Annotated in this window: 24 protein-coding genes; 16 read left to right on the top strand and 8 right to left on the bottom strand. The window is 64.5% G+C overall.

The window, feature by feature from the left end:
* The first annotated feature begins 29 nt into the window (after window positions 1–29).
* The 10 genes from ACELLULO517_RS02805 (at window position 30) to gcvA (ending at window position 9,328) form a co-directional block, all read left to right on the top strand.
* Complete coding sequence (locus tag ACELLULO517_RS02805; protein WP_227305676.1) at window positions 30–716, top strand: methylthioribulose 1-phosphate dehydratase; 687 nt, start codon at window positions 30–32, stop codon at window positions 714–716.
* On the top strand, window positions 713–1,252 hold the full coding sequence (locus ACELLULO517_RS02800) for a 1,2-dihydroxy-3-keto-5-methylthiopentene dioxygenase (protein WP_227305675.1): 540 nt from the start codon (window positions 713–715) through the stop codon (window positions 1,250–1,252). The genes ACELLULO517_RS02805 and ACELLULO517_RS02800 overlap by 4 nt, the downstream gene beginning before the upstream one ends.
* A 7-nt stretch (window positions 1,253–1,259) precedes the next feature.
* Entirely contained in the window at window positions 1,260–2,003 is a 744-nt protein-coding gene (mtnC, locus tag ACELLULO517_RS02795; RefSeq protein WP_227305673.1) for an acireductone synthase, read from the top strand.
* 53 nt (window positions 2,004–2,056) lie between these two features.
* On the top strand, window positions 2,057–2,650 hold the full coding sequence (locus tag ACELLULO517_RS02790) for an alpha-ketoglutarate-dependent dioxygenase AlkB (protein ID WP_227305671.1): 594 nt from the start codon (window positions 2,057–2,059) through the stop codon (window positions 2,648–2,650).
* A gap of 6 nt (window positions 2,651–2,656) precedes the next feature.
* Complete coding sequence (locus ACELLULO517_RS02785; protein WP_227305670.1) at window positions 2,657–3,196, top strand: NUDIX domain-containing protein; 540 nt, start codon at window positions 2,657–2,659, stop codon at window positions 3,194–3,196.
* Window positions 3,197–3,378: 182 nt separating this feature from the next.
* Window positions 3,379–4,080 carry a response regulator transcription factor gene (locus ACELLULO517_RS02780; protein ID WP_227306057.1) on the top strand — a complete coding sequence of 234 codons (702 nt, stop codon included), beginning with the start codon at window positions 3,379–3,381 and terminating at the stop codon, window positions 4,078–4,080.
* 35 nt (window positions 4,081–4,115) lie between these two features.
* Window positions 4,116–5,777, top strand: a complete 1,662-nt coding sequence (locus ACELLULO517_RS02775; RefSeq protein ID WP_227306056.1) for a stimulus-sensing domain-containing protein — start codon at window positions 4,116–4,118, stop codon at window positions 5,775–5,777.
* A 5-nt stretch (window positions 5,778–5,782) separates the two neighbouring features.
* Window positions 5,783–6,874: a phosphotransferase gene (locus ACELLULO517_RS02770; RefSeq protein ID WP_227305668.1), complete on the top strand. Its 1,092-nt coding sequence runs from the start codon at window positions 5,783–5,785 to the stop codon at window positions 6,872–6,874.
* Window positions 6,871–8,208 carry an aspartate aminotransferase family protein gene (locus ACELLULO517_RS02765; protein WP_406566224.1) on the top strand — a complete coding sequence of 446 codons (1,338 nt, stop codon included), beginning with the start codon at window positions 6,871–6,873 and terminating at the stop codon, window positions 8,206–8,208. The genes ACELLULO517_RS02770 and ACELLULO517_RS02765 overlap by 4 nt, the downstream gene beginning before the upstream one ends.
* Window positions 8,209–8,404: 196 nt before the next feature.
* A complete protein-coding gene (gene gcvA, locus ACELLULO517_RS02760; RefSeq protein WP_227305666.1) occupies window positions 8,405–9,328 on the top strand; it encodes a transcriptional regulator GcvA in 924 nt (307 codons plus the stop codon).
* Here the strand turns inward: gcvA and ACELLULO517_RS02755 are convergent.
* Genes ACELLULO517_RS02755 through ACELLULO517_RS02745 form a run of 3 tightly spaced genes read right to left on the bottom strand, consistent with a single transcriptional unit; the run spans window position 9,325 to window position 12,234 of the window.
* On the bottom strand, window positions 9,325–10,218 hold the full coding sequence (locus ACELLULO517_RS02755) for a prephenate/arogenate dehydrogenase family protein (RefSeq protein ID WP_227305664.1): 894 nt from the start codon (window positions 10,216–10,218) through the stop codon (window positions 9,325–9,327). The two genes, gcvA and ACELLULO517_RS02755, sit on opposite strands and share 4 nt — an antisense overlap.
* Window positions 10,211–11,332: a histidinol-phosphate transaminase gene (gene hisC, locus ACELLULO517_RS02750; protein ID WP_227305662.1), complete on the bottom strand. Its 1,122-nt coding sequence runs from the start codon at window positions 11,330–11,332 to the stop codon at window positions 10,211–10,213. Before hisC ends, ACELLULO517_RS02755 begins: the two co-directional genes overlap by 8 nt.
* Entirely contained in the window at window positions 11,329–12,234 is a 906-nt protein-coding gene (locus ACELLULO517_RS02745; RefSeq protein WP_227305660.1) for a chorismate mutase, read from the bottom strand. The genes hisC and ACELLULO517_RS02745 overlap by 4 nt, the downstream gene beginning before the upstream one ends.
* Before the next feature lie 193 nt (window positions 12,235–12,427).
* Here ACELLULO517_RS02745 and metX point away from each other — a divergent pair, with 193 nt between their 5' ends.
* Window positions 12,428–13,585 carry a homoserine O-acetyltransferase MetX gene (gene metX, locus ACELLULO517_RS02740; protein ID WP_227305658.1) on the top strand — a complete coding sequence of 386 codons (1,158 nt, stop codon included), beginning with the start codon at window positions 12,428–12,430 and terminating at the stop codon, window positions 13,583–13,585.
* Window positions 13,586–13,635: 50 nt separating this feature from the next.
* A complete protein-coding gene (metW, locus tag ACELLULO517_RS02735; RefSeq protein ID WP_227306054.1) occupies window positions 13,636–14,235 on the top strand; it encodes a methionine biosynthesis protein MetW in 600 nt (199 codons plus the stop codon).
* Here the strand turns inward: metW and xdhC are convergent.
* Genes xdhC through ACELLULO517_RS02715 form a run of 4 tightly spaced genes read right to left on the bottom strand, consistent with a single transcriptional unit; the run spans window position 14,222 to window position 20,421 of the window.
* Entirely contained in the window at window positions 14,222–15,100 is an 879-nt protein-coding gene (gene xdhC, locus ACELLULO517_RS02730; RefSeq protein ID WP_227305656.1) for a xanthine dehydrogenase accessory protein XdhC, read from the bottom strand. The two genes, metW and xdhC, sit on opposite strands and share 14 nt — an antisense overlap.
* A complete protein-coding gene (gene xdhB / locus ACELLULO517_RS02725) occupies window positions 15,100–17,430 on the bottom strand; it encodes a xanthine dehydrogenase molybdopterin binding subunit (protein WP_227305654.1) in 2,331 nt (776 codons plus the stop codon). Before xdhB ends, xdhC begins: the two co-directional genes overlap by 1 nt.
* Complete coding sequence (gene xdhA / locus ACELLULO517_RS02720) at window positions 17,427–18,908, bottom strand: xanthine dehydrogenase small subunit (protein ID WP_227305653.1); 1,482 nt, start codon at window positions 18,906–18,908, stop codon at window positions 17,427–17,429. The genes xdhB and xdhA overlap by 4 nt, the downstream gene beginning before the upstream one ends.
* Window positions 18,909–18,966: 58 nt before the next feature.
* Complete coding sequence (locus ACELLULO517_RS02715) at window positions 18,967–20,421, bottom strand: glycosyltransferase family 39 protein (protein ID WP_227305651.1); 1,455 nt, start codon at window positions 20,419–20,421, stop codon at window positions 18,967–18,969.
* 108 nt (window positions 20,422–20,529) lie between these two features.
* On the opposite strand from ACELLULO517_RS02715, the gene ACELLULO517_RS02710 reads away from it, so the two are divergent.
* Genes ACELLULO517_RS02710 through cbiB form a run of 4 tightly spaced genes read left to right on the top strand, consistent with a single transcriptional unit; the run spans window position 20,530 to window position 24,563 of the window.
* A complete protein-coding gene (locus tag ACELLULO517_RS02710) occupies window positions 20,530–21,327 on the top strand; it encodes a lysophospholipid acyltransferase family protein (RefSeq protein ID WP_227305649.1) in 798 nt (265 codons plus the stop codon).
* Window positions 21,324–22,607, top strand: coding sequence for a 3-deoxy-D-manno-octulosonic acid transferase (locus ACELLULO517_RS02705; protein WP_227305647.1), 1,284 nt, complete (start codon window positions 21,324–21,326; stop codon window positions 22,605–22,607). Before ACELLULO517_RS02710 ends, ACELLULO517_RS02705 begins: the two co-directional genes overlap by 4 nt.
* Before the next feature lie 7 nt (window positions 22,608–22,614).
* Window positions 22,615–23,580 (top strand): tetraacyldisaccharide 4'-kinase, encoded by a 966-nt coding sequence (gene lpxK, locus ACELLULO517_RS02700; RefSeq protein ID WP_227305645.1) that lies wholly within the window; start codon window positions 22,615–22,617, stop codon window positions 23,578–23,580.
* Window positions 23,580–24,563 (top strand): adenosylcobinamide-phosphate synthase CbiB, encoded by a 984-nt coding sequence (gene cbiB, locus ACELLULO517_RS02695; RefSeq protein ID WP_227305643.1) that lies wholly within the window; start codon window positions 23,580–23,582, stop codon window positions 24,561–24,563. The genes lpxK and cbiB overlap by 1 nt, the downstream gene beginning before the upstream one ends.
* On the opposite strand, the gene mbfA is transcribed toward cbiB, so the two are convergent.
* On the bottom strand, window positions 24,547–25,503 hold the full coding sequence (gene mbfA, locus ACELLULO517_RS02690) for an iron exporter MbfA (protein WP_227305642.1): 957 nt from the start codon (window positions 25,501–25,503) through the stop codon (window positions 24,547–24,549). The two genes, cbiB and mbfA, sit on opposite strands and share 17 nt — an antisense overlap.
* Between the last annotated feature and the right edge of the window lie 154 nt (window positions 25,504–25,657).

The following is a 25,657-nucleotide window of genomic DNA, read 5'->3' as shown; positions in this document are numbered from 1 at the left end:
CCCGGCTCGACGTTGCCTGAGGTAGAAGCATGGCGATGATGGCGGATGGGCTTGCAGCCGGGGGCATTGCCCCTTCGGCTGTGGCTGAGAGTGCCACGGGGTCGGTCCCGCTGCGATTGGCAGAGAAGCTGGTCGCAGCCGGTCAGCGCATGGATCGTCGTGGCTGGGTGCCGGCCACCAGCGGCAATCTCAGCGCCCGCCTGCCGGGCGAGCGCATCGCCATCACGCGCAGCGGTGTCCACAAGGGTTTTCTGGAAACAAGCGACATCATCGAGGTCGATTTGTCCGGCCGCTCGTTGACGCCGGGCATGAAGCCGAGTGCCGAGACCCTGTTGCATTGCCAGATCTACGCGCTTTGGCCCGAGATCGGCTCGGTGCTGCATGGTCATTCGGTGCCGGCGACGGCACTGACCATGGCGCTGCCGGGCTCACCTGCGATCCATCTTGAGGGTTATGAGATCCTCAAGGCCTGGAGCGATGTGGTTTCCACGCATGACGTCTCCATGGCCCTGCCGATCATCGACAATGATCAGGACATGCCGCGGCTTGCGGCGCGGCTGCAGCCGCTGCTGGAGCAAGGCCGGGCGCCGATCGGCTATGTCCTGCGCGGGCATGGGATCTATGTCTGGGGTTCAGACGTGAATGCTGCCCTCTACCGATTGGAAGCGCTAGAATTCCTTCTGGCGACCGAAATTGAACGGAGGAAACTCGTATGAGCCGCTTGACCATCTATGCCGACGACAACCCCGATACCGCTATCCTGCGTAGCGAGGATGCGGACATCATCACGCGTGAGCTGAACGCCATCGGCGTCCGTTTCGAGCGTTGGGAAAGCCCGGTCGTGCTGTCGCCGGAAGATGACGCCGAGACCATCCTGGCCGCCTATCGCCCCTATCTCGACAAGCTGATGGGCACGGCCGGCGCCGGTTCGGCCGATGTCATCAAGCTGACGGCCGATCATCCGCAGGTCGCGCCGCTGCGCGCTAAGTTCATCAACGAGCATCTGCATACCGAGGACGAGATCCGCTTCTTCGTCCATGGCTCCGGCAATTTCGTCCTGCATCTCAACGACCGCGTCTATGACGCGCATTGCACCGAAGGCGATCTGATCAGCGTGCCGGCCAATGTAAAACATTGGTTCGATGCCGGTGAGCGGCCCTTCTTCACCGCTCTCCGTGTGTTTACCGACACCTCGGGCTGGGTTCCCCATTTCACTGGGGATGAGATCAGCAAGCGTTTCCCAGCAGCCTGAGGCTAGCATGACCGACATCGCCGATCGCCAGCCTGAGGAAACCGACCTCATCGTGACGCATCCCGTGGAAGCGGTGCTGCTCGATATCGAGGGGACGGTGACGCCGATCAGCCTCGTGCGGGACAGCTTGTTTCCCTATGCGCGGGCGCGTCTGGTGGATTTCGTCGCCGAACACGGGGACGACCCGGCGGTGCAGTCCGTGCTGGCGCAGACGCGCGAATTGGAGCCTGAAGCCGATCCGGTTGCCGCTCTGCTGCGCTGGAGCGATCTGGATCAGAAGGTGACGCCGCTGAAAACCATTCAGGGTCTGATCTGGCGGGAAGGCTATGCGGCAGGCGATCTCATCGCCCAATTCTACCCGGAAGTCCCGGACATGCTGTCTTTCTGGAAGCGGGAGGGTCTGCCGCTTTACGTCTATTCCTCGGGGTCCGAGGAAGCGCAGCGCGGGATTTTCGGCCATAGTCAGGCGGGCGATCTGGTGCCGCTGTTTTCCGGCTTCTACGACACGCGCATTGGGCCGAAGCGCGAGCGCGAGAGCTATGACGCCATTCGAACCGAGATTGGCTTGCCGGCAGGGCTGATCCTGTTCTTGTCGGACGTCGAGGCGGAGCTTGATGCGGCGGCGGCCGCCGGTTTCCGCACCTGCCAGATCGTGCGGGACGCGGACGGCACATTGCCCTCCACCCGCCACCCGGTCGCGCCGGACCTGCATGAAGTGTCCCGGCTGTTCACGCTGCCCCAGTCTGCATAAATGGGTTCGGCCTGAGCGATCTTTTTTCCGATCTCGCGGCGCCTGTTCCCGCCTTGCCGGCGGGCATGGTTCTGCTGCGCCGCTGGGCTGACCCGGCAACCCTTCTTGCCCTCATCCAGGCTTTGGCCGAGCAGGCGCCCTTCCGTTTCATGACGACCCGGCGTGGCGGCAAGCTGGCCGCTGCCATGACCAGCGCGGGCGCTTCCGGCTGGGTCTCAGACGCGCGGGGCTATCGTTATGAAAGCCGTGATCCCCTGACCGGCCAATCCTGGCCAGCTATGCCCGATGCCTTCCTTGTTCTGGCGGACACGGCTGCCGCCGAGGCTGGTTTTCCGGGATTCGCCCCCGATACCTGCCTCATCAATCGCTATGCGGTGCGCGCCGGCATGGGCCTGCATCGCGATGGTGACGAGCGGGATTTCGACCAGCCCATCGTTTCCGTCTCGCTGGGCTTGCCAGCCGTCTTTCTCGTGGGGGGTATGGAGAAAGATGAAAAGCCGTTTTCGGTCGGGCTGGAGAGTGGCGATGTGCTGGTCTTCGGCGGTCCGGCAAGGTTGCTGTTTCATGGCATCCGGCCGGTGAAGCCGGGCGATGATCCGCTTTTCGGCCCGTTCCGCTATAACCTGACGTTTCGACGCGCGAGATAGAGGCCGATGACCGAAGCCATCACCCAGATTTCCAGCCGCCTGGTCTATGAAAATCGCTGGCTGCGCCTGCGGGAGGATAAGGTCCGCCGGCTGGACGGGTCCGAGGGCATCTATTCCGTGCTGGAACGGGCGGAATTCGCCGTCATCTGCCCCGTGCAGGACGGCGAGATCTATCTGGTCGAGCAGTTCCGCTACCCGATCGGCCAGTGCGTCTGGGAATTGCCCATGGGCACCTGGGAATGGCAGGACGTGGCACCCACGGTGCTGGCGGCCGCCGAATTACGGGAGGAGACGGGGCTGGTCGCCGGTAAGCTTCACGAAATCGGCCGTATCGTCCAGGCCGCCGGCTATTCCAACCAGGAAGGCCGCGTGTTTTTTGCGACCGATCTGGTGATGGGCGAGACGGCGCGCGAGGTGGAAGAGCAGGATATGGTGCTCGGCCGCTTTCCGATTGCCGAGGTCGAGCGCATGATCCGAGACGGCGTCATTCGCGACGCCGTCACCATTGCGGCCTTCGCCCAGGCGCGTCTTTCGGGTCTTTTGTAGCGTTCTGATATAGATTCATGGCGGGGATTTCACGATTCCCGCTCGACAAACCTGGTTCACGGACCAGGTTCTCTGCTCGATAATAGAAAGGCCGGGCTGACGATTACCCGTCAGCCGCAAGGCCAACCGCATTTCCGCCCTGGGCCAAAACCCCAGGCAAGAACAGGCGAAAGCTGTTTATGATGAAGCACACTATCGCGCTCGTGGATGACGACCGCAACATTCTCGCCAGCGTGTCCATGACCCTGGAACAGGAAGGCTTTCAGGTTCGCACCTATACGGATGGCGAAAGCGCGCTTCAGGGCCTCATTGCCCGCCCGGTCGATCTTGCCGTGCTCGATATTAAGATGCCGCGAATGGACGGGATGGAGCTGCTGCAGCGCTTGCGCCAGCGCAGCGCCCTGCCGGTGATCCTGCTCACCAGCAAGGACGAGGAGGTGGACGAGCTGATGGGTCTGCGGCTGGGCGCGGATGATTATATCAAAAAGCCTTTCAGCCAGCGTCTGCTGCTGGAACGGATCCGCACGCTGCTGCGCCGCAATGAGGTCAGCCGGGCCGAAGGGTCGGGCGCCGCGCCCACCGGCGTCATGGTCCGCAGCGATTTGACGCTGGATGAGACGAAGCATCAGTGCCTGTGGAAGGGTAACGATATTCAGCTGACGGTGACGGAATTCCTGCTGGTGAAGGCGCTGGCTGCGCGTCCCGGCATGGTGAAATCCCGCGACCAGCTGATCGACGCCGCTTATGGCGAGAATATCTATGTCGATGACCGCACCATCGACAGCCATATCAAGCGCGTGCGCAAGAAGTTCCGGGTGCAGGACGACAGTTTCGACCAGATCGAAACCCTCTACGGCATCGGCTATCGCTACAAGGAAAACTGATGCCGGACGGCGCTGCCCTTTCCAAACAGGCAGACATGGCGGATGCGGGTGCGCTGGCGTCCGGCCCGGCTCTGCCGCCAAGGCGGCGCTTCGCCTCTCCTTTTCTGCGGCGCATCCTCCTCGTCAACGCGCTGCCGCTGGCGCTGCTCGTCATCGGGCTGCTGTATCTCGACCAGTATCAGAACGGGCTGATGGATGCGGATGTCTCCGCACTCCGCGAACAGGCGCGGATCTATGCCGGCGCGCTGGGGGAAAGCGCGGTTCAGGCCGGGTCCGGCGACCATCCGGTGCTGACGCAGGATCTGGCCCGGCCGCTGCTCTATCGCCTGACCGATCCCACACCTTTCGCCCAGGCCCGGCTCTTCGGACCGGACGGCAATATCGTCGCCGATAGCCAGGTGCGCGAAGGGGCCGGTGGTGCCATCGTGACTGAGCCGCTGCCGCCGCCGGCCAATGGTGGCGCCCTTAGCAGTCTGGTCAGCTGGTTCTACGATCACCTTCTCGCCTGGGCGCCGAGTGCCGGTGGCATTCCCGTGCGCCAGCTCGACAAGTCGGATGGCGCGGATTGGCAGCCTGACCTCAAGGCCGTGCTCGCGCTGCGCGGCAATGACACGGGGCAGGAGGTACCGCCCTATATCCGCCGCACGACGGACGGTCGCCTGCTGGTGACGGTCGCGGAACCGGTGACGCATGACAATCAGACCGTCGGCATGATTTTGCTGACCCATGATGCGCGGCGGGTGGATCAGGCGGTTCTCTCGGTGCGGATATCCATCCTCGGCCTGTTTTTCGTCGCCTTGGTGCTGACGGTGCTGCTGTCCTGGTATCTGGCGCAGACCATCGCCCGTCCGATCCTCAGGCTCGCCATCGCCGCCCAGGAAATGCGCGAGGGCCATGGCCGCACCGGCGCGGTGCCGGCCAGCCTGCTGGAACGCGGCGATGAAATCAGCACGCTGGCCCGTGCGCTGTCTGATTCCGCGACCGCGCTGTGGGGCCGGATGGACGCGATCGAGCGTTTCGCGGCCGACGTCTCCCACGAAATCAAGAACCCGCTGACCTCCATCCGCAGCGCCATCGAGACGCTGCGCAGGGTCGAGGACGCGAACCAGAGTCGCAATAATCTTCTGGCCATCATGGCCGATGACGTATTGAGGCTGGACCGTCTGATCACCGATATTTCCGATGCCTCGCGCGTTGATGCGGAAATTTCGCGCGCAGCGCCCGAGCGGCAAGACATCGTCGCCATGCTCGGCGCGCTGGCCGATATTGATGATGCAACGCGTCTGCCCGGTGCGCCGATCGTCACGGCGGCCGAGATGAAGGCAGGCCTCGGCGTGGCCGCCGTCGAAGGCCGCCTGGTGCAGGTGCTGGGCAATCTTATCGGCAATGCGCGATCCTTCAGCCCGCCCAGCGGCCGGATCGAACTTTCTGCGGTGGAAACGGCCGAGGGCATGGTGGACATCACCGTCTCCGACGAGGGTCCTGGCATCCCGGAAGGCAAGCTTGAAGATGTGTTCGAGCGTTTTTATTCCGAACGGCCGCAGGGCGAGAGCTTCGGCAAGCATTCCGGCCTCGGGCTTTCCATCAGCAAGCAGATTATCGAGGCTTTGAACGGTCGCATTCGCGCCGAAAATCGGCATGATGAGGCGGGGCGCGTCCTGGGCGCGCGTTTCATCATCACCCTGCCGAAAGCCTGATTACGATGAAGCCTGAAACCTTGATCGGTGCTGCCGCCGCTGTGCTGGCAAGCCCGGTGCCGGACGTGAGCGCGGAGGACGCCGAGGCAGCCTTCCGGCGCCTTTGGGGGCAGGACGGAACAGCCACTCCGCTGCATAGCGAGCGCGACCGCAATTTCCGTGTGGTGACGCCGGCAGGCGACAGTTTCATCCTCAAATTCACCAATGCCAACGAAGATCCGGACGTCACGGATTTTCAGACCCAGGCCCTGGTTCACGTCGGCCGCAGCGATCCCACGCTCCCTGTCCAGCGGATCGTGCCGACGCTGGATGCTGTGCTCATCGCTCGGGTCGCGGGCGGGGACGGGCGGATGCTGCCTGTGCGTCTCTTCACCTGGCTGGAAGGCGACCTGCTCGCCCATCGGATTTTGCGTCCGCAAGGGCTTTTGTCGCTTGGCGAGGCGCTGGCGCGGGTGGCACAAGCCCTGTCCGGCTTCTCGCATCCGGCGGCGGAAACGCATCCGCTGCTCTGGGATATGCAGCATGCGGCGTCATTGCGCCCGCTGCTGCCGCTGATCCCGGATGATCAGGCTCGTGGCTGGGTTTCGATCCTGCTGGACCGGTTTGAGGCGCGCGTTTTGCCCGTGCTGCCGCAACTGCCACGCGGTGTCATTCATAACGATCTGACCGGCAGCAATATGCTGATGGATGGCGAGACCGTCGCCGGTATTCTGGATTTCGGCGATCTGGTCAGCGCGCCGGTCGTGCAGGAAATCGGTGTTACCGGCTCCTATCATCTCGATCTGGTCGAAGGCGCTGACCTATTCGCGCCTCTGCTGCATCTGCTGACGGGCTATGAGCGCGTCCGGCCCCTGAGCGCGTTGGAAGCGGGCGTCTTGTTCGATCTTATCGCGACGCGGCTGGCCTTGCGTGCGCTCATCCCCGCCTGGCGCACGACGCTCTATCCGGAAAACCGGGACTATCTCATGCGCAATGCCGGGCGCGCCTGGCAGGTCATGCAGCGCGTGGCCGAGATGAACCCGGCAGACGGTCAGGCTAGGCTTCTCGATCTTTGGCAGGCTGCACGCGGCCGCGCGAAACAGGAAACAGCATCATGAACGCATCCGGCCCCAAAGCTGTCATGATCAATGCGTTTGACAGCGGCAAGCTTGATCATCTGCCGGACGCGACGGCCGCGCTGATCCGCAGGCGGGAGCGCGTGCTCGGCGCCTCCTACCGTCTGTTCTACGATGATCCCGTCTATCTCGACCGTGGCGAAGGCGTCTTTCTCTATGGGCCGGACGGCGCGGCTTACTTGGACGTCTATAACAACGTTCCCTGCGTCGGCCATTGCCATCCGCGTGTGGTCGAGGCCGTGACCCGGCAGATGGGACGGCTCAACACCCATACGCGCTACCTGACCGATATGGTCGTCGACTATGCCGAACGGTTGACAGCGCTATTCCCTGCATCGCTCTCTCAGGTGATGCTGACTTGCACTGGCAGCGAGGCGATTGATCTGGCACTTCGCATCGCGCGCAGCCATATCGGTGCGATGGGCGTGATCGTGACCGAGAACGCCTATCATGGTGTCACGACCGCCGCCTCGGAACTCTCGCCCTCCCTCGGTGACGGTGTGCCCCTGGGCGTGCATATCCGCACCATTCCCGCGCCCGACAGTTTCCGCGACGATCCGGAAACGATGGGTGAGACCTTTGCCGCGCATGTCAGGGCGGCGATCGCCGATTTGAAACGCCACGGCGCGGCCCCGGCGGCCTTGCTATTCGACACCGTCTTTTCCAGCGACGGCGTGGTGACCGACCCGATCGGCTTCATCAAACCGGCGGTCGCGGCCATCCGCGAAGCGGGTGGGCTGTTCATTGCCGATGAAGTGCAGCCGGGTTTCGGCCGCACGGGAACAGCGATGTGGGGTTTCGCGCGTCATGGCGTGGAGCCTGACCTGGTTGCCCTCGGCAAGCCGATGGGCAACGGCACGCCCATCGCCGGTGTCGTCGGGCGCCCGGCTCTGTTCGATGAGTTTGCACGCCGCACACGCTACTTCAATACCTTCGGCGGCAATCCGGTGAGTTGTGCGGCGGCGCTCGCGGTGCTCGATATTCTGCGCGACGAAAAGCTGATGGAGAACGCGGCGACCGTCGGCGCTTATATGCGCGCGGGCTTGCGCGATCTTGCCAAAAGCTTCGAGCGGATGGGCGATATCCGCGGCGACGGTTTGTTCATCGCCGCGGAATTTGTCAGTGACCCGGTTGCTAAAACACCGGATGCGGCGCTGGCGGGTCGTGTGGTCAATGAGTTGCGTCAGCGCCGTATTTTGATCAGTGCTTCAGGAAAAGCGGGAAATAGCCTAAAAATCCGGCCACCGCTGCCATTTTCCACTGAACACGCGGATATGCTGCTCGACGGGATGAAAGCGGCTTTGGCTGCTGCCTGATATCCTGTCGCGCCTCTTCCGGCCGGCGGGTCTGAGACGACGTGCCGGCCTGGAAGGTCGCGACCTGGAATGAATTACCGAGAATGTTGAACATGGTGTTTGTCATGGTGACTGCTCCTTGAGGGGCAGAGAACACCCATTGGCTTTTGTCTTCAAACGAGCTTATCGTCGCCATCGGATAACATAGGGTTATGCGATGCGGCGTGGCCGGATCCCTCTGACGGCACTCAGAAGCTTCGAAAGCGCGGGCCGGCTGCTGAGTTTCAGCCGCGCGGCGGACGAGCTTTTCGTGACCCAGGCCGCGATCAGCCGCCAGATCCGCGAACTGGAAACGCTGCTCGGCACCAAACTGTTCCATCGCCATCATCGTGCCGTGACGCTGACCGAGCCGGGGGCCAAACTGCTCGACCGTCTGTCCGATAGTTTCGACGCCATCGCCGACGCGGTGGATGAGGCAACCGCCGTGCCGGTCGTGACCGAGCTTGTCGTCAGTGCCGAGCCCGGTCTGGCCGCCTGCTGGCTGGTGCCGCGGCTAGACCGGTTTCGCGCCGCCCGGCCGGATGTGGAGGTCGAGGTTCTGGCCGATCCCCATGTCATCGAATTCCGCTCCTCCCGCGTCGATCTCGCGATTCGCTATGACCCGGAGGCGGCAGAGGCAGATTGGCCGCGTGTCGATGCCGAGCCGCTGATGTCCAGCCGGGTGACGCCGGTCTTGGCGCCCAGCCTGCTGGCGTCAGGCCCGCCGATCCGCAAACCCGCCGATCTGCTGCGGCTTACCCTGCTGCATGATGATGAGCGTGCGGGCTGGACAACCTGGCTGGAAGCCGCCGGCGTCGGCGGTCTGCCGCAGCGACGTGGGCCGGTTTTCAACGACCACGCGCTGGTCATTCAGATGGCGATGCGCGGGCAAGGCGTGGCGCTGGGCGATATTCCGTTGCTGTCGGAGGATATCGCGGCCGGGCGGTTGATCGCGCCCTTTCCGCTGACCATCGGTACCGGCGGCTATTGGATCGTGGCGCCCGATCTGGGTGACCTCGTTCCCGCCGCACGCGCTTTCGCGGATTGGCTGAAGGCCGAGGCGGCGCAGAGCCAGACCCTGATGGCTGCCGCAGGCAGCTAGGCCTGCTTGATCTCGATCAGGCTGCGGCGGATTTTCCGCCCGCGCAGGACCTTGTCTTCGATATAGGCGGCGTCGCCCCAGCGGATGGCCTTGGCCATGGCCTGGGCGTCCTCGGTGAAACGCGCCAGCATTTCTAGCAGCGCTTCTCGGTTGTTCAGGAAAATATCGCGCCACATCACCGGATCCGACGCCGCAATACGGGTGAAATCACGAAAGCCGGAGGCCGCGAAACGCAGCACTTCTTCCTTGGTCTCATCCGCCAGATCATCCGCCGTGCCGCAGATGGTAAAGGCGATCAGATGAGGCAGATGGCTGGTGACAGCCAGCACGCGGTCATGATGCGCGGGTTCCATCTCCTCGACCGTCGCGCCCATGCGCTGCCACAGGGCCACGATACGCGCGACGGCGTCCGCATTGGTGCCGGCCGGTGGCACCACTAGGCAGTAGCGGCCCTGAAAAAGTTCGGCAAAGCCGGCATCGGGGCCGGAAAATTCAGTGCCCGCCAGTGGATGGGCAGGGACGAAATGCACGCCCTCCGGCACGACGGGCCCCACATCGCGCACGACGGAGAGTTTGGTCGAGCCGACATCCGTCAGGATGCAGCCCTGGGCCAGATGCGGCGCGATGACGGCTGCGATATCGGCCAGCACGCCCACCGGCGCGCAGAGCATGACGCAATCGGCACCTTCCACCGCGCGGATCAAATCCGGCTCAACCCGATCGGCGATGCCGAGTTCGGCGACCCGCGCGCAGACGGTCTCGCTCGCGTCGCTGGCGACGATCTCGGCGGCTATTCCATTTTCTCGCGCCGCTCGTGCGACGGAACTCCCGATGAGGCCAAGACCGATCAGCGTCAGGCGCTGAAAGATCGGAGGACTGGTCTCAGGCATCGGTGGTCGCGGGTGTATTGGCGCGGGCCATGAAGGCAACCAGGGAATCGATCACCATCTGGCATTCCTCATCGGTGCCGATGGTGATGCGCAGGCAATGCGCCAGGCCATAAGACACCAGCATGCGGGCGATGATGCCCTCGGCCTTCAAGGCGGCATCGGCCGCGCGCGCCTGATCGGCGGTGCCGAAATCGGCGAGGACGAAATTGCCTTCGCTCGGCCAGACGCGGATGCCGGCTTGCGTCAGTGCCGCTGCAACGCGTGCCCGCGCGACGGTATTGTGGTCGCGCGACATCTTTTCCCAGCCGGGCTCAGACAGCGCGGCGATTCCAGCGGCGGCAGCGGTCGCATTGATGTTGAAGGGTGGGCGCAGGCGGTTCAGCACATCGATGATGGCGGCCGGGCCATAGCACCAGCCAAGGCGTGCGCCGCCCAGACCCCAGATCTTGCTGAAGGTGCGGCTCATCACCGTATTCTCGCCGGCTTCCACCAGGCTGAGGCCACCGTCGTAATCCGGCCGCTCGACATATTCGGCATAGGCCGCGTCGATCACCAGCAGCACATGCGGCGGCAGGCCGTCACGCAGACGCTGCAACGCCTCCATCGGCACCAGCGTGCCGGTCGGGTTGTTGGGATTGGCGAGGAAGACAAGGGTGGTCTTCTCAGTCACGGCCGCGAGCAGCGCATCGATATCGGCGGTCATATCGGTCTCGGGCGCTTTGCGGACCGTGCTGCCGGCCAGCGTCCCGAAGATTTCATAGATCGAGAACCCGTATTGCGACATCAGGATTTCGGTACCCGGGCCGCCATAGGCCTGGATGAGCATGCTGAGCACCTCGTCCGAGCCATTGCCGCAGACGATGCGCGCCGGGTCGAGGCCGAAATGGGCGCCGATCGCCTCCCGCAGCCCCTGCACACTGCCGTCCGGATAGCGGGCCATCTTTTCGGCGCCATCCGCGATGGCTTTCTGCGCCGCGGGCGGCGCGCCGAAGGCGCCTTCGTTGGACGAGAGTTTGATGATGCGCGACAAGCCCGGAATGGTCGATGCGCCGCCGACATAGGGGGCAATGGCCAGGATTTCGGGGCGCGGCGTGGGACGGCGGGTCTCGGTCATGCAGCGGACTCCTCAGCAATGGCGACCGCATAGGCGCCGACGATCATGGGCGGCGCCTGCAACCCGGCGATCAGGCCGAGGCGCGGGTCGTCTGCGGTCACGAAGCCATCGACCTCAACCAGCAGAAAGGCGACCGGCACGCCGGACGGCCGATGGACTAGCATGGACAGCGGCTTGATGCCGGCGGCGTTGATGGCGTTCGATAGGCTGCCCAGGCTGACCTGCGCCGGGACTTCCAGCGCGATCAGGGAAATATCCTCGCCGGAGGGATCGGCCGGCGTATTGGAGATGATCAGCGCCTGAACGCTGGCGGTGCCTTCGGGCCGGCTGGCCCAGAAGGGCAGGCGGGCCACGACATGGATGCGGCCCTTGGCATTGTGCTGCAGCAATCCGGGCCACCAGCCTGGGCCGTTGCCGTCGCCGGTGCCCTCACCGGGCAGCGGCAGAATGGCGACGCTTGCGCGACCGTCCGCCACTTCGCCGATGGCCTGGGCGGGGCTGCGATAGACGCGCATGGGGGTTAGTGCGCCCAGATGCTCGCGCGCTGCCGCCAGGAAACGCCCATCCATGGCCGGATCGCAGACCGCGACCTGCAGATTTTGCTGCTGAGCGATGGAGGAGGCGAAGATCTCCCGCCAGATGCGGATGATCGCACCGCGTGGCAGCGGGCCCTGATGGTGGGTCAGAAGCCGGCGCAGAATCGCGGCTTCGCGGCCGGGCCGGATCGAGCCCAGGCCGCGCTTGGCGTCCGCCACGTCTTCCACAACCCGCGCCCGCTGGATCAGCAGGTCGAGAATACGGTCGTCCAGCACGTCCAACTGCTCCCGCAGGGCAGGCAGGCGATCTGCGGACGCTGGTGAGGCTTTGTCCGCGCCGTGAGCGGCTTCGGCATAACTCGACATAAATGGCAAACCAGGGTGAATTTCAACCGTTTGACTGATAGCTGAACCGCCAGGGGAAGCAAACCGGCGACATGGGGCTCGGCTCTTATACCAGCCTTGCCGCGATCAATCGAAACCCTTCATCGAAATCCTTCTGGGCAGCCGCGCCCTTCGAAACATTGCCCCCCGTGATCCGGCATCCTATCAGAATCGAATGGATCAGATTGAGCCCTTCGCCGAGATCACCCATCAGGCCGTCGTCTTTCCCGAAGGAATGGCGTTGGACTGTGGGCGCATGCTGCGGCAGGTGACGGTGGCCTATCGAACCTATGGCAGCCTCAATGCCGAGCGCAGCAATGCGATCCTCATCTGCCATGCCCTGACGGGCGACCAATATGCGGCCGATACGCATCCGCTAACCGGGCGGGCGGGATGGTGGGCCAATCTCGTCGGGCCTGGATTGCCTATCGACACGGATCGTTTCTTCGTCATCTGCACCAATGTTCTGGGCGGCTGCATGGGTTCCACCGGGCCGCGCAGCCCGCATGACGACAAGCCGCATGAGCCCTGGGGGCATGATTTCCCGCCGGTGACGATCCGCGACATGGTCCGCGCCCAGAAGAAGCTGGTGGATCACTTCGGCATCAGCCAGCTTTTTGCGGTCATCGGCGGGTCCATGGGTGGGATGCAGGTGCTGGAATGGGCCGCGACCTATCCGGAAGCGGTCTTCGCGGCCGTGCCCATCGCCTCCGGCGCGCATCACTCAGCCCAGAACATCGCCTATAATGAGGTCGGGCGGCAGGCGATCTTCGCCGACCCCGATTTCAACAATGGCGAATATTGGCGTCTGGGCGTCATTCCGGCCCGCGGCCTGGCGGTGGCGCGCATGGTGGCCCACATCACCTATCTCAGCGAGGCCGCGCTGACGCGGAAATTCGGCCGCCGTCTGCGCGACGCCTCCAGCCTGACGCTGCTCGACGACAAGTTCGAGGTCGAAAGCTACCTGCAGTATCAAGGCAGCGCCTTCGTGCGGCGGTTTGACGCGAATTCCTACCTCTCCATCACCCGCGCGATGGATTTCTTCGATCTCGCCTTCGATCGCGACGGCGATCTGTCCCGCGCCTTCGCCGGCACCCGCACGCGCTTCTGTCTCGTCTCCTTCAGCTCGGACTGGCTATTCCCGACGAAGGCGACGCGAGAGGTGGTCAATGCATTGATCCGGGGGGCGGCCAATGTCAGCTTCGTCGAGATCATGAGCGACAAAGGGCATGACGCCTTCCTGCTCGACGAGCCGGATTTCCACCGCACGCTGGCGGGTTTCATCGCCGGCTGCGCCGATCATCGCGGCCTGCCGCATAAGGAGACCGTGTAATGCCGGATGGAAGCCTGCGCGCCAGTCGCCAAGCCCATGCCGCGCATCATATGCGCGTCGATCTGCAACTGATCGCCGATCTGGTAAAGCCCGGCTCGCGCGTGCTTGATATCGGTTGCGGCGATGGGGCCTTGATCGGTCATCTGTTCCATACCCGTGGCTGCGATGCGCGCGGCCTCGAACTCGACATGGCCCTGGTGACGCGCGCGGTGGCGCACGGCCTGCCGGTGATGCAGGGCGATGCCGATACCGATCTGGTCTATTACCCCGATCAGGCATTCGACTATGTCGTGCTGACGCGCACCTTGCAGGCGGTGGAGCGACCGCTGGAAGTGCTGCAGCAGATGCTGCGCATCAGCACGCGCGCCATCGTCAGCTTTCCGAATTTCGGCCATTGGTATCTGCGTGCGCAGCTTCTGCTCGGCGGCCGCATGCCGATGACGAAGAGCTGGAACCGGATGTGGTATGAGACGCCGAACATCCATCCTTGTACCATTCAGGACTTCTTCGACCTCTGCAAAGCCGAGGGCTATGTCGTGGAACAATGGCTCGCTTTGGATGACGAAGGCCATCGCGCGCCTTGGCGGCGCTTTCCGCAACTTGCCAATCTCTTCGGCGAGCAGGGGCTGTTTGTTCTCAGGCGGCGGTAGCGGGGCCGCACCCCGCGTCGCACCCTGCCTTGCCGCAACCGCTATTGCGGAGCGGCGGAGGGTCTGCCGGTGACTTATCATCATCGACCGGCAGCATGGTCTGCACCGGCCGTCGCTGCAGAAGCTGCGCCACGACGGAAATGGCGATCTCGGCAGGAAGCTTGCTACCGACATCGGGCAGGCCGACCGGGCAGCAGAGCAGACCGAGCGTCGCCTCATCCAGTCCTGCCTTGCGCAGACGGCTGACGAAGCGCGCCCGCTTCGTCTCGGACCCGATGGTGCCGATGAAGCTGAGATCGGGCCGGCGCAGCGCCGCCTCGGTCAGATCGAAATCAAGCCCGTGATCATGCGTCATGATCAAAACGGCGGTGCCGGCTGGCAGAGCAGCGATGTCGCTGGCCATGGCCGTGGTGCGCGCGCGCGTATTGCCGGGGACCGGCATGGTCTGAAGCACGTCGGCACGGCTGTCGAACCACAAGAGGCGGCAAGGCAGGTCGCCCAGCAATTTGGCAACCGCGCGGCCGACATGGCCGGCGCCAAAAATCGCCACCGTCCAGCTGGGCGGGCGGATCGGCTCGAACAATACCGTGGTTGCCCCACCGCAGCATTGGCCGAGTGCAGGTCCCAGCGGAAAGTCGCGCGTCACCGGTGTTCTGGCGCCGCTCGCCAGCAGAGTTCGGGAGTCCTGGATGCTCTGAAACTCCAGATTGCCGCCGCCGATCGTATCCCAGACGCTGCTGGCCGATACGACCATCTTGACCCCGGCTTCTCGCGGAGCCGACCCCTGGGCGCGAATGATGCTGACCAGCACAGCGGCTTCACCCTGGCTGTCGAGCGCGCTCAGCGCGTCCAACCAGGCCGGCATCACTCGGCCGCCTTCGCGCGGTCCAGGCCAGGCTTAGCCGCGGCGCGCAGCTTTTCGATCGCCATCAGCACGCGCTCGGGCGTGGCCGGTGCATCCAAATGCGGCGAGAGTCCGTTTGCGCTGAAGGCCGCCACCGCATCCTTGATGGCATGAAAGACCGAGATGCCGAGGTTGAGCGGCGGTTCGCCGACGGCTTTGGAGCGGAAAATCGCGTTCTCCCGGTTGCGGCCGGCCTCGTAAATGCGCGCCCGAAATTTGGGTGCCAGATCACCCATGGCCGGAATTTTATAGGTCGAGGGCGCATGCGTGCGTAGTTGGCCGCGATCGTCCCACCACAATTCCTCCGACGTCAGCCAGCCCGCGCCCTGTACGAAACCACCCTCGATCTGGCCGAGATCGATGGCGGGATTCAGCGACTTGCCGCAATCATGCAGAATATCGACACGCCGTTGGCGATATTCGCCGGTCAGTCCGTCAACCTCCACTTCAGTCACGGCCGCGCCATAAGCGAAATAATAGAAGGGGCGCCCGGTCTGCGTCTCCGCATCGAAATGGATTTTCGGCGTCGCATAGAAGCCGGTAGCGGATAGCGACACGCGCTGCATCCGGGCAAGCTTCGTCATTTCGGCGAAAGGCAGACGATTGCGTCCGGCGATAACTTCGCCGTTCGCGAAAATCACTGCGGTCGCCGGCACGGCGAATATCTCGGCTGCCACATGGGCCAGGCGCAGCTTGATAGTATGGGCGGCGGCCTGGGCCGCCTTGGCGTTGAGGTCGGTACCGGCGGAGGCAGCCGTCGGCGAGGTGTTGGGCACTTTCGCGGTGCTGGTCGCGGTGACGCGCACGCGGTCGATCGTGATGCCGAATTCCTCGGCGACGACTTGCGCGACCTTGATGAAAAGCCCTTGCCCCATCTCGGTTCCACCGTGATTGAGCAAGACGCTGCCATCCGTATAAAGCTGCACTAGCGCGCCGGCCTGATTGAGATGGATCGCCGTGAAGGAAATCCCGAATTTCACCGGCACCAATGCGATACCGCGTTTGATCCAGCGGCTGTTGAGATTAAAAGCAGCGATCGCCTTGCGGCGCGCTGCGTAGTCTGACGAGCGGGCAAGCTCATCCACCAGGGCCGCGATGATATTGTCTTCGACCACCATGTTATAGGGTGTGACGTTGCGCGCGGTGATGCCGTAAAAATTGCGCTGCCGGATAAGAAGAGGGTCGCGTTTCAGATGGCGCGCAATCTCGTCCAGAACATATTCGATGGCCATGATGCCTTGCGGGCCACCGAAGCCGCGAAAAGCGGTGTGGGAGACGGTATTCGTCCGGCAGCGGTGCGAGAGAATAGAAACGTTTTCAAGAAAATAGCAGTTATCCGCATGCATCATCGCGCGGTCGTTGACGCCGGTTGACAGATCAGCGGAATGGCCGCAGTCACCCGCCAGCATGAAATGAACGCCGCCGATCAGGCCTTGATCGTCGAAGCCGACATCGTAGTCGATACGGAAGGGATGCCGCTTGCCGGTGACGATCATGTCGTCATCGCGGTCCATCCGGCATTTGACGGATCGACCCGTGCGGGTAGCGAGCAGGGCCGCGATGGCTGCCGGGATCGCCGCCTGGCTTTCCTTGCCGCCGAAGCCGCCGCCCATGCGCCGCGTCTCGCAGATGACCGAGTGATCAGGCACATGCAGCGCGTGGGCGACCAGATGCTGCAGTTCCGATGGGTTCTGGGTGGAGCTTTGAATGAGCATGTCGCCCTGCTCGCCGGGATGAGCGACCGCGATCTGCCCTTCCAGATAGAAATGATCCTGACCGCCGACATAAAGCGTGCCGTGCAACCGGTGGCGGCTACGGGCGAGAGCGAGGTCAGGCTCGCCGCGTTTCATCAGCCGGCTTGGGGCGACACGCGCATCCTCGCGCGCCAGCGCCTCATCCAGCGTCAGGATCGGCGTCAGCTTTTCGTATGTGATGCTTGCCAGAGCGGTCGCCGCCCGCGCTTCCGCCCGCGTGCGCGCGGCGACAGCGAAGATAACCTGGCCATGATACTGCGTGATGCCATCGGCGAAGATGGGATCGCCGGGAAAGATCGGCCCGATATCATTGATGCCGGGCACATCCTCGGCGGCGATAACGGCAACGACACCCGGTGCCGCGCGCACCGCTGTCAGATCGAGTGACAGGATGCGGGCATGCGCTTCGGTGCTCAAGCCCATAGCCGCATGCAGCAGCCCGCGCGGCTCCGGTATATCGTCGATATAAAGCGCTTCGCCGCTGACATGCAGCCGGGCGCTGTCATGGGGGATGGAGGCACCGATCGGGCTTGTCATGCGGTCAGGCTTTCCGGTTGATCAAGCCTGAGTCTGATGGCGGTCTCCCCTTTCGCCGGGTGCTCCAGATAGAATTTCAGCAGCAGATTGCGGGCGATCATGCGGCGGTATTGGGCGGAGGCGCGCATATCCGAGAGTGGCGTGAAAGCCTGATCGATGGCGTCCATCGCGGTTTCAACGATCGCTAGTCCCCAGACAGCGCCGATGAGTTTCGTCTCCACATCCAGCGCGCGCACCGGCGTTGCCGCCATGCCGCCATAGCCGATCCGCATGGAACGCACGAGGCCGTTGTCCAATTCCAGCGCGAAACCGGCGCAGACGGCGGATATATCCTGATCGAAACGCTTTGAAACCTTGTAGATGCCAAGATGGATGTCAGGGCTAGGCTTCGGGATTTCGATCCGCGCCAGCACCTCGCCCGGTTGAAGAGCCGTCTGCCGGTAGCCGAGAAAAAAAGCCTCGACCGCTAAGCGCCGCTCGCCTGTCGCGGAGGCGATGACAAGCACGGCGCCCATGGCGATCAGCAACGGCGGCATATCGCCGATGGGCGAGCCATTGGCGATATTGCCGCCGATCGTGCCGCGTTCGCGTATCTGGCGAGAGCCGATGCGGCGCAGCAGCGTGGCGGTCGCGGGATGCAGGGCCGCGAGACTTGCCATGGCATCGGCGTAAGGGACCGCGGCACCGATGGAAAGCTGCGTTTCGCTCGATTCGATCCGGCGCAGTTCCGGCACCTGCTCCGTCGCGATCAGCAAGGGCAGATGGCGGCGCTGCTTTGTCACCCAAAGGCCGATATCGGTGCCGCCGCCCAGGATCAGCGCATCGGGATGAACGGCCAGAAGCGCGGTCAATTCACCAAGCGAGCGCGGGGCGATGAAGCGGCGGCCGGCGCCCGTCATGTCCAGGCTTTCGCTCTCGGTATCGAGCATATCGAGCTTGGCAGCCAAGGCCGAGGTTTCAGCCGCGCGGTCTGTCTTGTCGCGCGGAACGGCAAGGACGCTGCGCGCGGCATCATAAATCGGACGGTAACCCGTGCAGCGGCAGAGATTGCCGGCCAGCGCATCCGCAATCTCTGTGCGGTCGACGGCAACCCCCGCGCGATGCAACGTCGCCAGCGACATGACAAAACCCGGCGTGCAGAAACCGCATTGCGCAGCGTGATGGTCCATCATCGCCTTCTGCACGTCGTGCAACGCGCCACCGGGGCCGCGGAGATGCTCGATCGTGACAAGCTGCTTTCCGTCCAGCGCCGGCAGGAACATGATGCAGCTATTGACCGGGCGATAGCGGATGCCGCCTGCGCCGTCACGGTCCGCCAGCATCACGGTGCAGGCGCCGCAATCGCCCTCGGCGCAGCCTTCCTTGGTGCCGCAGAGGCTTTCGTCGTCGCGGAGATAGTCGAGGACGGTCCGGGTCGGATCGACGTCCGACAGGTTGCGTGTTTCTGTCCCGAGAAGAAAACGAATTCCGGTCCGCAAATCGCTCCGTCCTGCCTGAGGGATCGATGATCACGGTAGGAGGCCAGTGATAGCGGCGTCAACGCATTTGGCAGTTAAGGTTTCGCATCCGGGCGAGGAGCGACAGGGTCGCACGGCTGTCGCGGTCGGCACCGATCATGGCGGTTGTCACGCAGGGCCATTGACCCCGGGTCAAAACACCAGCGAGTTCCGCTTCCGTCGTCTGCGGCGTCACCAGCAGGATATGCAGATCGTCCGGTGCTGCGGTCAGAAAGGCTGAAACGATACCGACGCCATCATTGCCGCGCGGTAGCAGTGCAAGCCCGGTCGATCCAGCCTGCGCCCAGGCGGCGCGGGCGGCAGCTTGCTCCGGCTGCATCGTCTCTGGCCGTGTCAGCAGTCCTGCGATCGAACTCCCCTGAACCGTCAGCAGGACGGCCAGAAGCGAAAGGCCGATCGGCCGTGAGAGCCGGACGGCTGCCTCGGCCAGCATCAATGCAAAGGGCGGAATGGCAAAACACAGATAGCGGATTTCGACGGGAATAGTGCCGGCGACGAGGCCCATCACGCAAAGGCCCAGCACCGGGGCGATGGCGGCCATGGCAAACAGCGCGGCCGGGGCCTTCAGCGTCATCCTGCGCCACAACACCGCAGGAAGCCCGAGCATTGCGATCAGAAGCGCACCGAGCAGCCCGGTCAACGCCACACGCCCGACGCCGGTAGGCAGATAGAGCGGCAGTCCGCCCAATAAGGCGCCCCCGGCGGCATGGGCGAGCGCTGCCGCCATGCCGCCGATGGTGAAAGGCGGAAACTGGCCGATGCGGCTGCCGCGTTGGGCCAGAAAGAAAAACCCGTCCCCGGCGATAAAGGGCAGCAGGCCGATCAGCAGCCAGACCGCCCGCCGGGGGTTTCGCATTGCCAGCCAAAGCAACGCTGCCGTCGCCGTGAAGGCCGTGAGGTAGTTCGAGAAGCTGGCGGCGCCGAGCAGCAGGCCGGCCGCCAACGGCTGACCGGGCTCCTTACGCGCGCAGCGCAGGACCAGCAGCAGACCGGCCAGCATCAGACATTGCGCCAAGGCGAAACCGCGCATGGTGATGCCGGTTGCGACAAAGCCGTAAGCGCCGATTGTGATCAGCAGGGCAGGGACGACCGGAAATCCGGCTTCCCTGGCCAGTGCCGCCAGGACAGCGAGCGCGCCGAGGCTGAAAGCGACGGAAAGCAGGCGGCTGACCCATAGGTCCGGCCCGAAGACCCGCCGCCAGACCCAGATCGCCCAGAAATACAGCGGCGGATGCACATCCGTCCGCCGCAGATTGCCCGCAATCCGCCAAGGCATGGGCGCGGGTGTGAAGGCGCCTCGCATATCGCCGGCCCGGAAGGGCGCGGTCGGCCATGCCGGCCGTGGCGCTTTGCCGGTCACGAAAGCCGTATAGCCCTCGTCATATTCCGGGCCGCGCAACCAAGCGGCCGAGCCCAGCAGCAGGCCGGCGAAGATCAGGGCAGCGATCACGGAGAGCAGGGGAAATGGGCGCATGCCTTCCTTATCGGCCGGCCATGCAATTCGATTCAATTATGAAATGATCAAATCCCACGCACGGGCCGTTTGATTGCCGCCGGACAGGGGGCGTGCTACCGCGCGGCGATGGCAGACAGCCTTACCCCCGACCCAATCGAGACATCGCGCCAGAAGCCGGAGCGGGTGCGGAAATTCCGCACGCCCAAATGGTTCAAATGGCTGGTGCGGCATCCCAGGCTGAAGGACGGCTTCGCCCGATTCGTCGGCTTCTATCTCGCCATGGTCTATCGCACGACCCGGTGGGATTTTGTGGGGCTGGAGAATCTGGCGCCGACGACGCATGAGAAGACGCCCGGCCTTGTCTGTTTCTGGCACGAACGCTTGCCGATGATGTCGATGCTGGCGATCGAGGCGCAGCGGCTCGGCGCTTCGATGCGGACCTATGTCCTTGTCAGCGGCCATAACGACGGGCGCTTCATCGGCCAGGCCGTCGGGCGCTTCAACCTTGGCACCGTCATCGGCTCCTCCTCCAAAGGGGGCGCGACCAGCCTGCGCAATATGCTGCTGCTGCTGCGTGAAGGCAGCAATATCGCGATCACGCCGGACGGTCCGCGCGGCCCGGCCAAGGTCGCGGCCGCCGGTGTCGCGCAACTCGCCGCCGCGACCGGCGCGCCGATTTACGCGGCCTCCGCCCAATGCCGCTTTCATATGCGGATGCCGAGCTGGGACCGCATGATCCTGCCATTCCCCATCCCTTTCAGCCGGGGCGTGATCGTGGTGGAGCCTGCCTTCACCGTGCCGCGTGCCAATTGGGCCGAGCATCTGCCTGCCGTCGTCTCGGCCTTGAACGAAGCGAGCGCCAAGGCGGATCGGCTCTGCGGCATCAAACCCTCCGCAGATACGTCGTCAGACAAGCCATCATGACATTGCCGCTCGCCCTTTGGGCTGGCCTGACCCGCGTCTCCACGCCTGCGCTGCGTGTCATGCTCCGCCGCCGTGTCGCGCGCGGCAAGGAGATCGCGGAACGTCTGCCCGAGCGTGAGGCGATAGACCCGACGCCGCGCCCTGCCGGGCGGCTGATCTGGATGCATGCGGCGAGCCTGGGGGAGACGATTTCCATCCTTCCCGTGCTCGCCATTCTGGCCGAGGCGCCGGGCAGCCTGCTGCTGACCACCGGCACCGTCACCTCTCAGAAGTTGCTCGCCAAGCGCCTGCCGGAGATGGGGTTGGAAGGGCGCGTCATCCATCGCTTCGTGCCGCTGGACGTGCCGTGTTGGGCCGCGCGCTTTCTGGACCATTGGAAGCCGGATGCGGCGGGTTTCGTGGAAAGCGAGATCTGGCCCAATCTGCTGGCCGCCGCCGCCCGCCGGCGCATTCCGCTGATGCTGGTCAATGCCCGGCTGTCCGTCCGCAGCCATAAGCGCTGGAAACTGGCCGAGCGCACGGTGCGGCAGGTTCTGGGTTTCTTCAGCCTTATCCACCCGCAAAGTGCCATGGATGGGGAGCGGTTCGCCTCGCTTGCCCAGACGCCGATCCTGCCGGCCGGCAATCTGAAGCTGGCTGCCCCCCCGCTGCCCGCCGACAATGCCCTGCTGTCCCAGCTTTCCAGCATGATCGGCGGCCCGGTCTGGATCGCCGCCAGCCTGCATAAGGGTGAGGACGCGCTGATCCAGGAGACGCATGCACGCTTGTCCGCGACCCATCCCGGCCTGCTGACCATCATGGTACCGCGCCACCCCGAGAGGGGGGCTGAGATGGCGGCCGCCGCCGGTGGCGCACCGCGTCGCAGCCTGGGCGAGAACCCGCCCCGGTCGGGCGGTATCTGGGTCGCCGATACGGTCGGCGAACTCGGCCTCATCTATCGCCTGGCGCCGCTCGCCTTTCTGGGCGGCAGCCTGATCCGCCATGGCGGACAGAATCCGGCCGAGCCTGCCCGGCTGGGCCGTGCCGTTGCAGTCGGGCCGCATACCGAGAATTTCACGGATACCGTGGCACTGCTTGAGGCCGGGGGGGCGCTGACGCGTGTCGCCGACGCCCAGGCTTTGGGAAACTGGCTGGACGCGCGGCTGAAAGACCCCTGGGGCACCACGGCGATGGGTGAGAAGGGGGCCAGGCTGTTGCAGGCCTATGCCGGCCTGCCGGCGGAGATCGCCGGTCATCTGTCCCGTCTTGCCGCCGGCGGCACCGCGGCCGTCGAGAGCTGACGCGCCGATGCGTGCGCCGGGCTTCTGGACGGATGGCGGCTGGCCCGCGACCCTGCTGGCACCCTTTGGCCTGATCACGGCATCGCTGACCGCCCGGCGCGTAGCGAAACCCGGCTGGCAGGCGCCGGTCCCGGTCTTCTGCTGCGGCAACGCGACCGTCGGCGGGTCCGGCAAGACCACATTGGCGCTGGATCTTCTGCATCGGCTGACGGCGATGGGCGCCAAACCGCATGCGCTGCTGCGCGGTTATGGCGGCAAGACGCCGGGGCCACTGCGCGTGGACGCTGCCCAGCACGACGCCGCGCTGGTGGGTGACGAGGCTTTGTTGCTGGCCGAGGCTGCACCTACCTGGGTCGCGGCGGATCGTGCGGCCGGTGGCCGTGCCGCCGTTGCGGCCGGCGCCGGGGCCATCGTCATGGATGACGGGCTGCAAAATCCTGGCCTCGTCAAAACCTGCAGCCTGCTGGTGATCGACGGCGGTTTCGGCTTCGGCAATGCTTTCCTTCTCCCGGCGGGTCCTTTGCGGGAACCGGTGGCGGCGGCTGTCAGCCGCTGCCGCGCGGCCGTGCTGATCGGGCGGGATGAGCAAGGCGCTTTGCGCCAATTGCCGGCCGCATTACCTGTTCTGCGCGGGCAATTGATGCCTGAACTCGGCCATTTGGACCCATCGGGCCGCTATCTCGCCTTCGCCGGCATCGGTCGGCCGGAGAAATTTTTCGCCGGCTTGCGCACCGCCGGGCTTCAGCTTGTCGCAACCGAGAGTTTTGCCGATCATCACCCCTATACGGCGTCCGAATTGTCTGGCCTTCGCCGTCAGGCAGAGGCAGCAGGCGCTGTCTTGTTGACGACGCCGAAGGATCGCGCGCGCCTGCCGGCGTCAGAGCGTGGCGGCATTGCGATCGGCGGTGTCGGTCTCATCTGGGATGATCCGGGCCAGATCGACGCGCTGCTGCGTGATGCGCTGGGCCGCTGATGCTGGGCTCTGCCTTCCTGGTGGCCGTGCTGGCGCTGCTGATCGAAGCAGGGATCGGCTATCCGCGCTTCGTCTTCCAGGCGATCAGCCATCCCGTCGTCTGGATCGGTGGTCTGATCGGCTGGCTGGATGCCAAGCTGAACAAGCCTGAACTGTCGGACCTGCATCGCCGTATCCGGGGCGCTTTCGCGCTGCTGTTTCTGCTGGGCGTGGTTTTCGGCGCGATTCTGATCCTCGATTTCATTCTTCTCGTTGCCTGCGGGCGCTGGCTCGGCCTCGTCGTGCTCGCTGTGTTCGGCTCCAGCCTGCTCGCCCAGCGCAGCCTGCATGCCCATGTCGCGGCGGTGGCTGACGGTTTGGAGCGCGAAGGGCTGGCCGGCGGCCGTCTTGCCGTTTCCCAGATCGTCGGCCGCAATCCGGCGCATCTGGATGCGGCCGGGGTTGTCCGCGCGGCGATCGAAAGCCTTGCCGAGAATTTCTCCGATGGTGTGGTCGCACCCAGCTTCTGGGGGGCAGCGCTCGGGCTCGCCGGCATGGCCGGCTATAAGGTCGTGAACACCGCCGACAGTATGATCGGTCATCGGACGGAGAAGCACGGCGCATTCGGCTGGGCTTCGGCGCGGTTCGACGACCTCATCAACCTGCCAGCCTCACGGCTGGCGGCGGCGTTCATCCTCATCGCTGCCCGGTTCCAGAAGCTGGACTGGCGAGCCGGCGCGCAGGCAGTCTGGCGGGATGCGGGGCATCACCGCTCCCCCAATGCCGGCTGGCCCGAAGCAGCCATGGCCGGTGCGCTCGGTATCCGGCTCGCTGGCCCCCGCGTCTATGGGCAGACTTTGGTCGCGGACGGCTGGATGGGCGACGGCAGGCCGGATGCGACCGTCGCCGACCTGCGCCGCGCGCTCAGTCTTTATCGCGGCGCCTGCGCCGTGCAGATCGCGCTCATCGCCTGCGGTGCGATCTTGCTTAACTATTTCCGATAAGCACGCCGGTTGCAAAGACAAGCGCGCCGCCGAAGGCGACCTGAAGGGTCGCGGAAACCGGCGGCGTATCCATAAACTTCCAACGCACCCAACTGATCACCGCGAGTTCGACCAGAACGACGCAGATGGCGATGCTCAGCGCGAGGTGAAAATTGGGGATGAGGAAGGGCAGGCTGTGACCCAGCCCGCCGATCGTCGTCATCAGCCCGCAGGTGACACCGCGCACGATGGGCGAGCCGCGACCGGTGAGGGAGCCATTGTCGGATAGCGCTTCCGCGAAGGCCATGGAAATGCCGGCGCCGAGCGAGGCGGAGATGCCGACCAGAAAGGCTTGCCAGCTGCTGCCGGTGGCGAAGGCCGAGGCGAATAGCGGCGCCAGGGTGGAGACCGAGCCATCCATCAGCCCGGCCAGACCCGGTTGGATATAGCGCAGCATCAGATTGCGACGCGCGGCGTCCGCCTCCGCGCCCCGTTCCCGCTGCGTGAGATTGGCTTCGACCAACTCGTCCAGCCGATGTTCATGCCCGCTTTCTGCCAAGGCCAGATCGCCGAGCAGTTTGCGGATGGCGGTATCCTGGCTGCGTGCTGCCGCCCGGCTGTAGAAGCGTTCGGCCTCGGCCTCCATCGACTGCATCAGGGCGCGGGCCGCTTCGACCGTGACCGATTGCCGATGCCAGATCGGTTTGCGCGTCATGAAGCCGCGCACATGCTGGCGCCGGACCAGCGGAATATGGTCGCCGAATTTCTCCTGAAACAGATCGAGCAGGGAACGGCGGTGCTCGCTCTCCTCCTCCGCCATGTCCTTCAGGACTTGGGCTGTCGCCGGATAATCGGCGCGCAGACCTTCGTTCAGGTCGAGATAGATCCGGCCGTCTTCCTCCTCATTCGCAATCGCGAGGGCGAGGATTTCTTTTTCAGTAAGTTCGGAGAAGTTTCGCATGGGCGCAATTCTGACGTCTGGGATCGTAACGATCAAGTCGGTTTCGTAATGATGAGAATTGCTCGCATTTTCATTCGCAAGTGCAGGACTGCGAAGTTTGCGATTGCTTCGCAAATGCGATGTCGGGTTTTGATCGAGGCGATGGCCGATCCGC

The organism is Acidisoma cellulosilyticum, assembly GCF_020621385.1.
In the GTDB taxonomy this organism is placed as follows: domain Bacteria; phylum Pseudomonadota; class Alphaproteobacteria; order Acetobacterales; family Acetobacteraceae; genus Acidisoma; species Acidisoma cellulosilyticum.
The sequence above is the reverse complement of the archived record's forward strand: the minus strand, read 5'-3'. Positions and strand labels throughout refer to the sequence as shown.

What these genes read in the sequence shown, in the direction of transcription:
- ACELLULO517_RS02755 (WP_227305664.1), bottom strand. Translation starts at nt 10,218, where the DNA reads ATGCCTGAGACCAGTCCTCCGATCTTTCAGCGCCTGACGCTGATCGGT.
- gcvA (WP_227305666.1), top strand. Translation starts at nt 8,405, where the DNA reads ATGCGGCGTGGCCGGATCCCTCTGACGGCACTCAGAAGCTTCGAAAGC.
- mbfA (WP_227305642.1), bottom strand. Translation starts at nt 25,503, where the DNA reads ATGCGAAACTTCTCCGAACTTACTGAAAAAGAAATCCTCGCCCTCGCG.
- metX (WP_227305658.1), top strand. Translation starts at nt 12,428, where the DNA reads ATGGATCAGATTGAGCCCTTCGCCGAGATCACCCATCAGGCCGTCGTC.
- metW (WP_227306054.1), top strand. Translation starts at nt 13,636, where the DNA reads ATGCGCGTCGATCTGCAACTGATCGCCGATCTGGTAAAGCCCGGCTCG.
- hisC (WP_227305662.1), bottom strand. Translation starts at nt 11,332, where the DNA reads ATGACCGAGACCCGCCGTCCCACGCCGCGCCCCGAAATCCTGGCCATT.
- ACELLULO517_RS02745 (WP_227305660.1), bottom strand. Translation starts at nt 12,234, where the DNA reads ATGTCGAGTTATGCCGAAGCCGCTCACGGCGCGGACAAAGCCTCACCA.
- ACELLULO517_RS02715 (WP_227305651.1), bottom strand. Translation starts at nt 20,421, where the DNA reads ATGCGCCCATTTCCCCTGCTCTCCGTGATCGCTGCCCTGATCTTCGCC.
- ACELLULO517_RS02780 (WP_227306057.1), top strand. Translation starts at nt 3,379, where the DNA reads ATGAAGCACACTATCGCGCTCGTGGATGACGACCGCAACATTCTCGCC.
- xdhC (WP_227305656.1), bottom strand. Translation starts at nt 15,100, where the DNA reads ATGCCGGCCTGGTTGGACGCGCTGAGCGCGCTCGACAGCCAGGGTGAA.
- ACELLULO517_RS02805 (WP_227305676.1), top strand. Translation starts at nt 30, where the DNA reads ATGGCGATGATGGCGGATGGGCTTGCAGCCGGGGGCATTGCCCCTTCG.
- ACELLULO517_RS02705 (WP_227305647.1), top strand. Translation starts at nt 21,324, where the DNA reads ATGACATTGCCGCTCGCCCTTTGGGCTGGCCTGACCCGCGTCTCCACG.
- lpxK (WP_227305645.1), top strand. Translation starts at nt 22,615, where the DNA reads ATGCGTGCGCCGGGCTTCTGGACGGATGGCGGCTGGCCCGCGACCCTG.
- ACELLULO517_RS02765 (WP_406566224.1), top strand. Translation starts at nt 6,871, where the DNA reads ATGAACGCATCCGGCCCCAAAGCTGTCATGATCAATGCGTTTGACAGC.
- ACELLULO517_RS02775 (WP_227306056.1), top strand. Translation starts at nt 4,116, where the DNA reads ATGGCGGATGCGGGTGCGCTGGCGTCCGGCCCGGCTCTGCCGCCAAGG.
- mtnC (WP_227305673.1), top strand. Translation starts at nt 1,260, where the DNA reads ATGACCGACATCGCCGATCGCCAGCCTGAGGAAACCGACCTCATCGTG.
- ACELLULO517_RS02770 (WP_227305668.1), top strand. Translation starts at nt 5,783, where the DNA reads ATGAAGCCTGAAACCTTGATCGGTGCTGCCGCCGCTGTGCTGGCAAGC.
- ACELLULO517_RS02800 (WP_227305675.1), top strand. Translation starts at nt 713, where the DNA reads ATGAGCCGCTTGACCATCTATGCCGACGACAACCCCGATACCGCTATC.
- cbiB (WP_227305643.1), top strand. Translation starts at nt 23,580, where the DNA reads ATGCTGGGCTCTGCCTTCCTGGTGGCCGTGCTGGCGCTGCTGATCGAA.
- ACELLULO517_RS02785 (WP_227305670.1), top strand. Translation starts at nt 2,657, where the DNA reads ATGACCGAAGCCATCACCCAGATTTCCAGCCGCCTGGTCTATGAAAAT.
- xdhB (WP_227305654.1), bottom strand. Translation starts at nt 17,430, where the DNA reads ATGACAAGCCCGATCGGTGCCTCCATCCCCCATGACAGCGCCCGGCTG.
- ACELLULO517_RS02710 (WP_227305649.1), top strand. Translation starts at nt 20,530, where the DNA reads ATGGCAGACAGCCTTACCCCCGACCCAATCGAGACATCGCGCCAGAAG.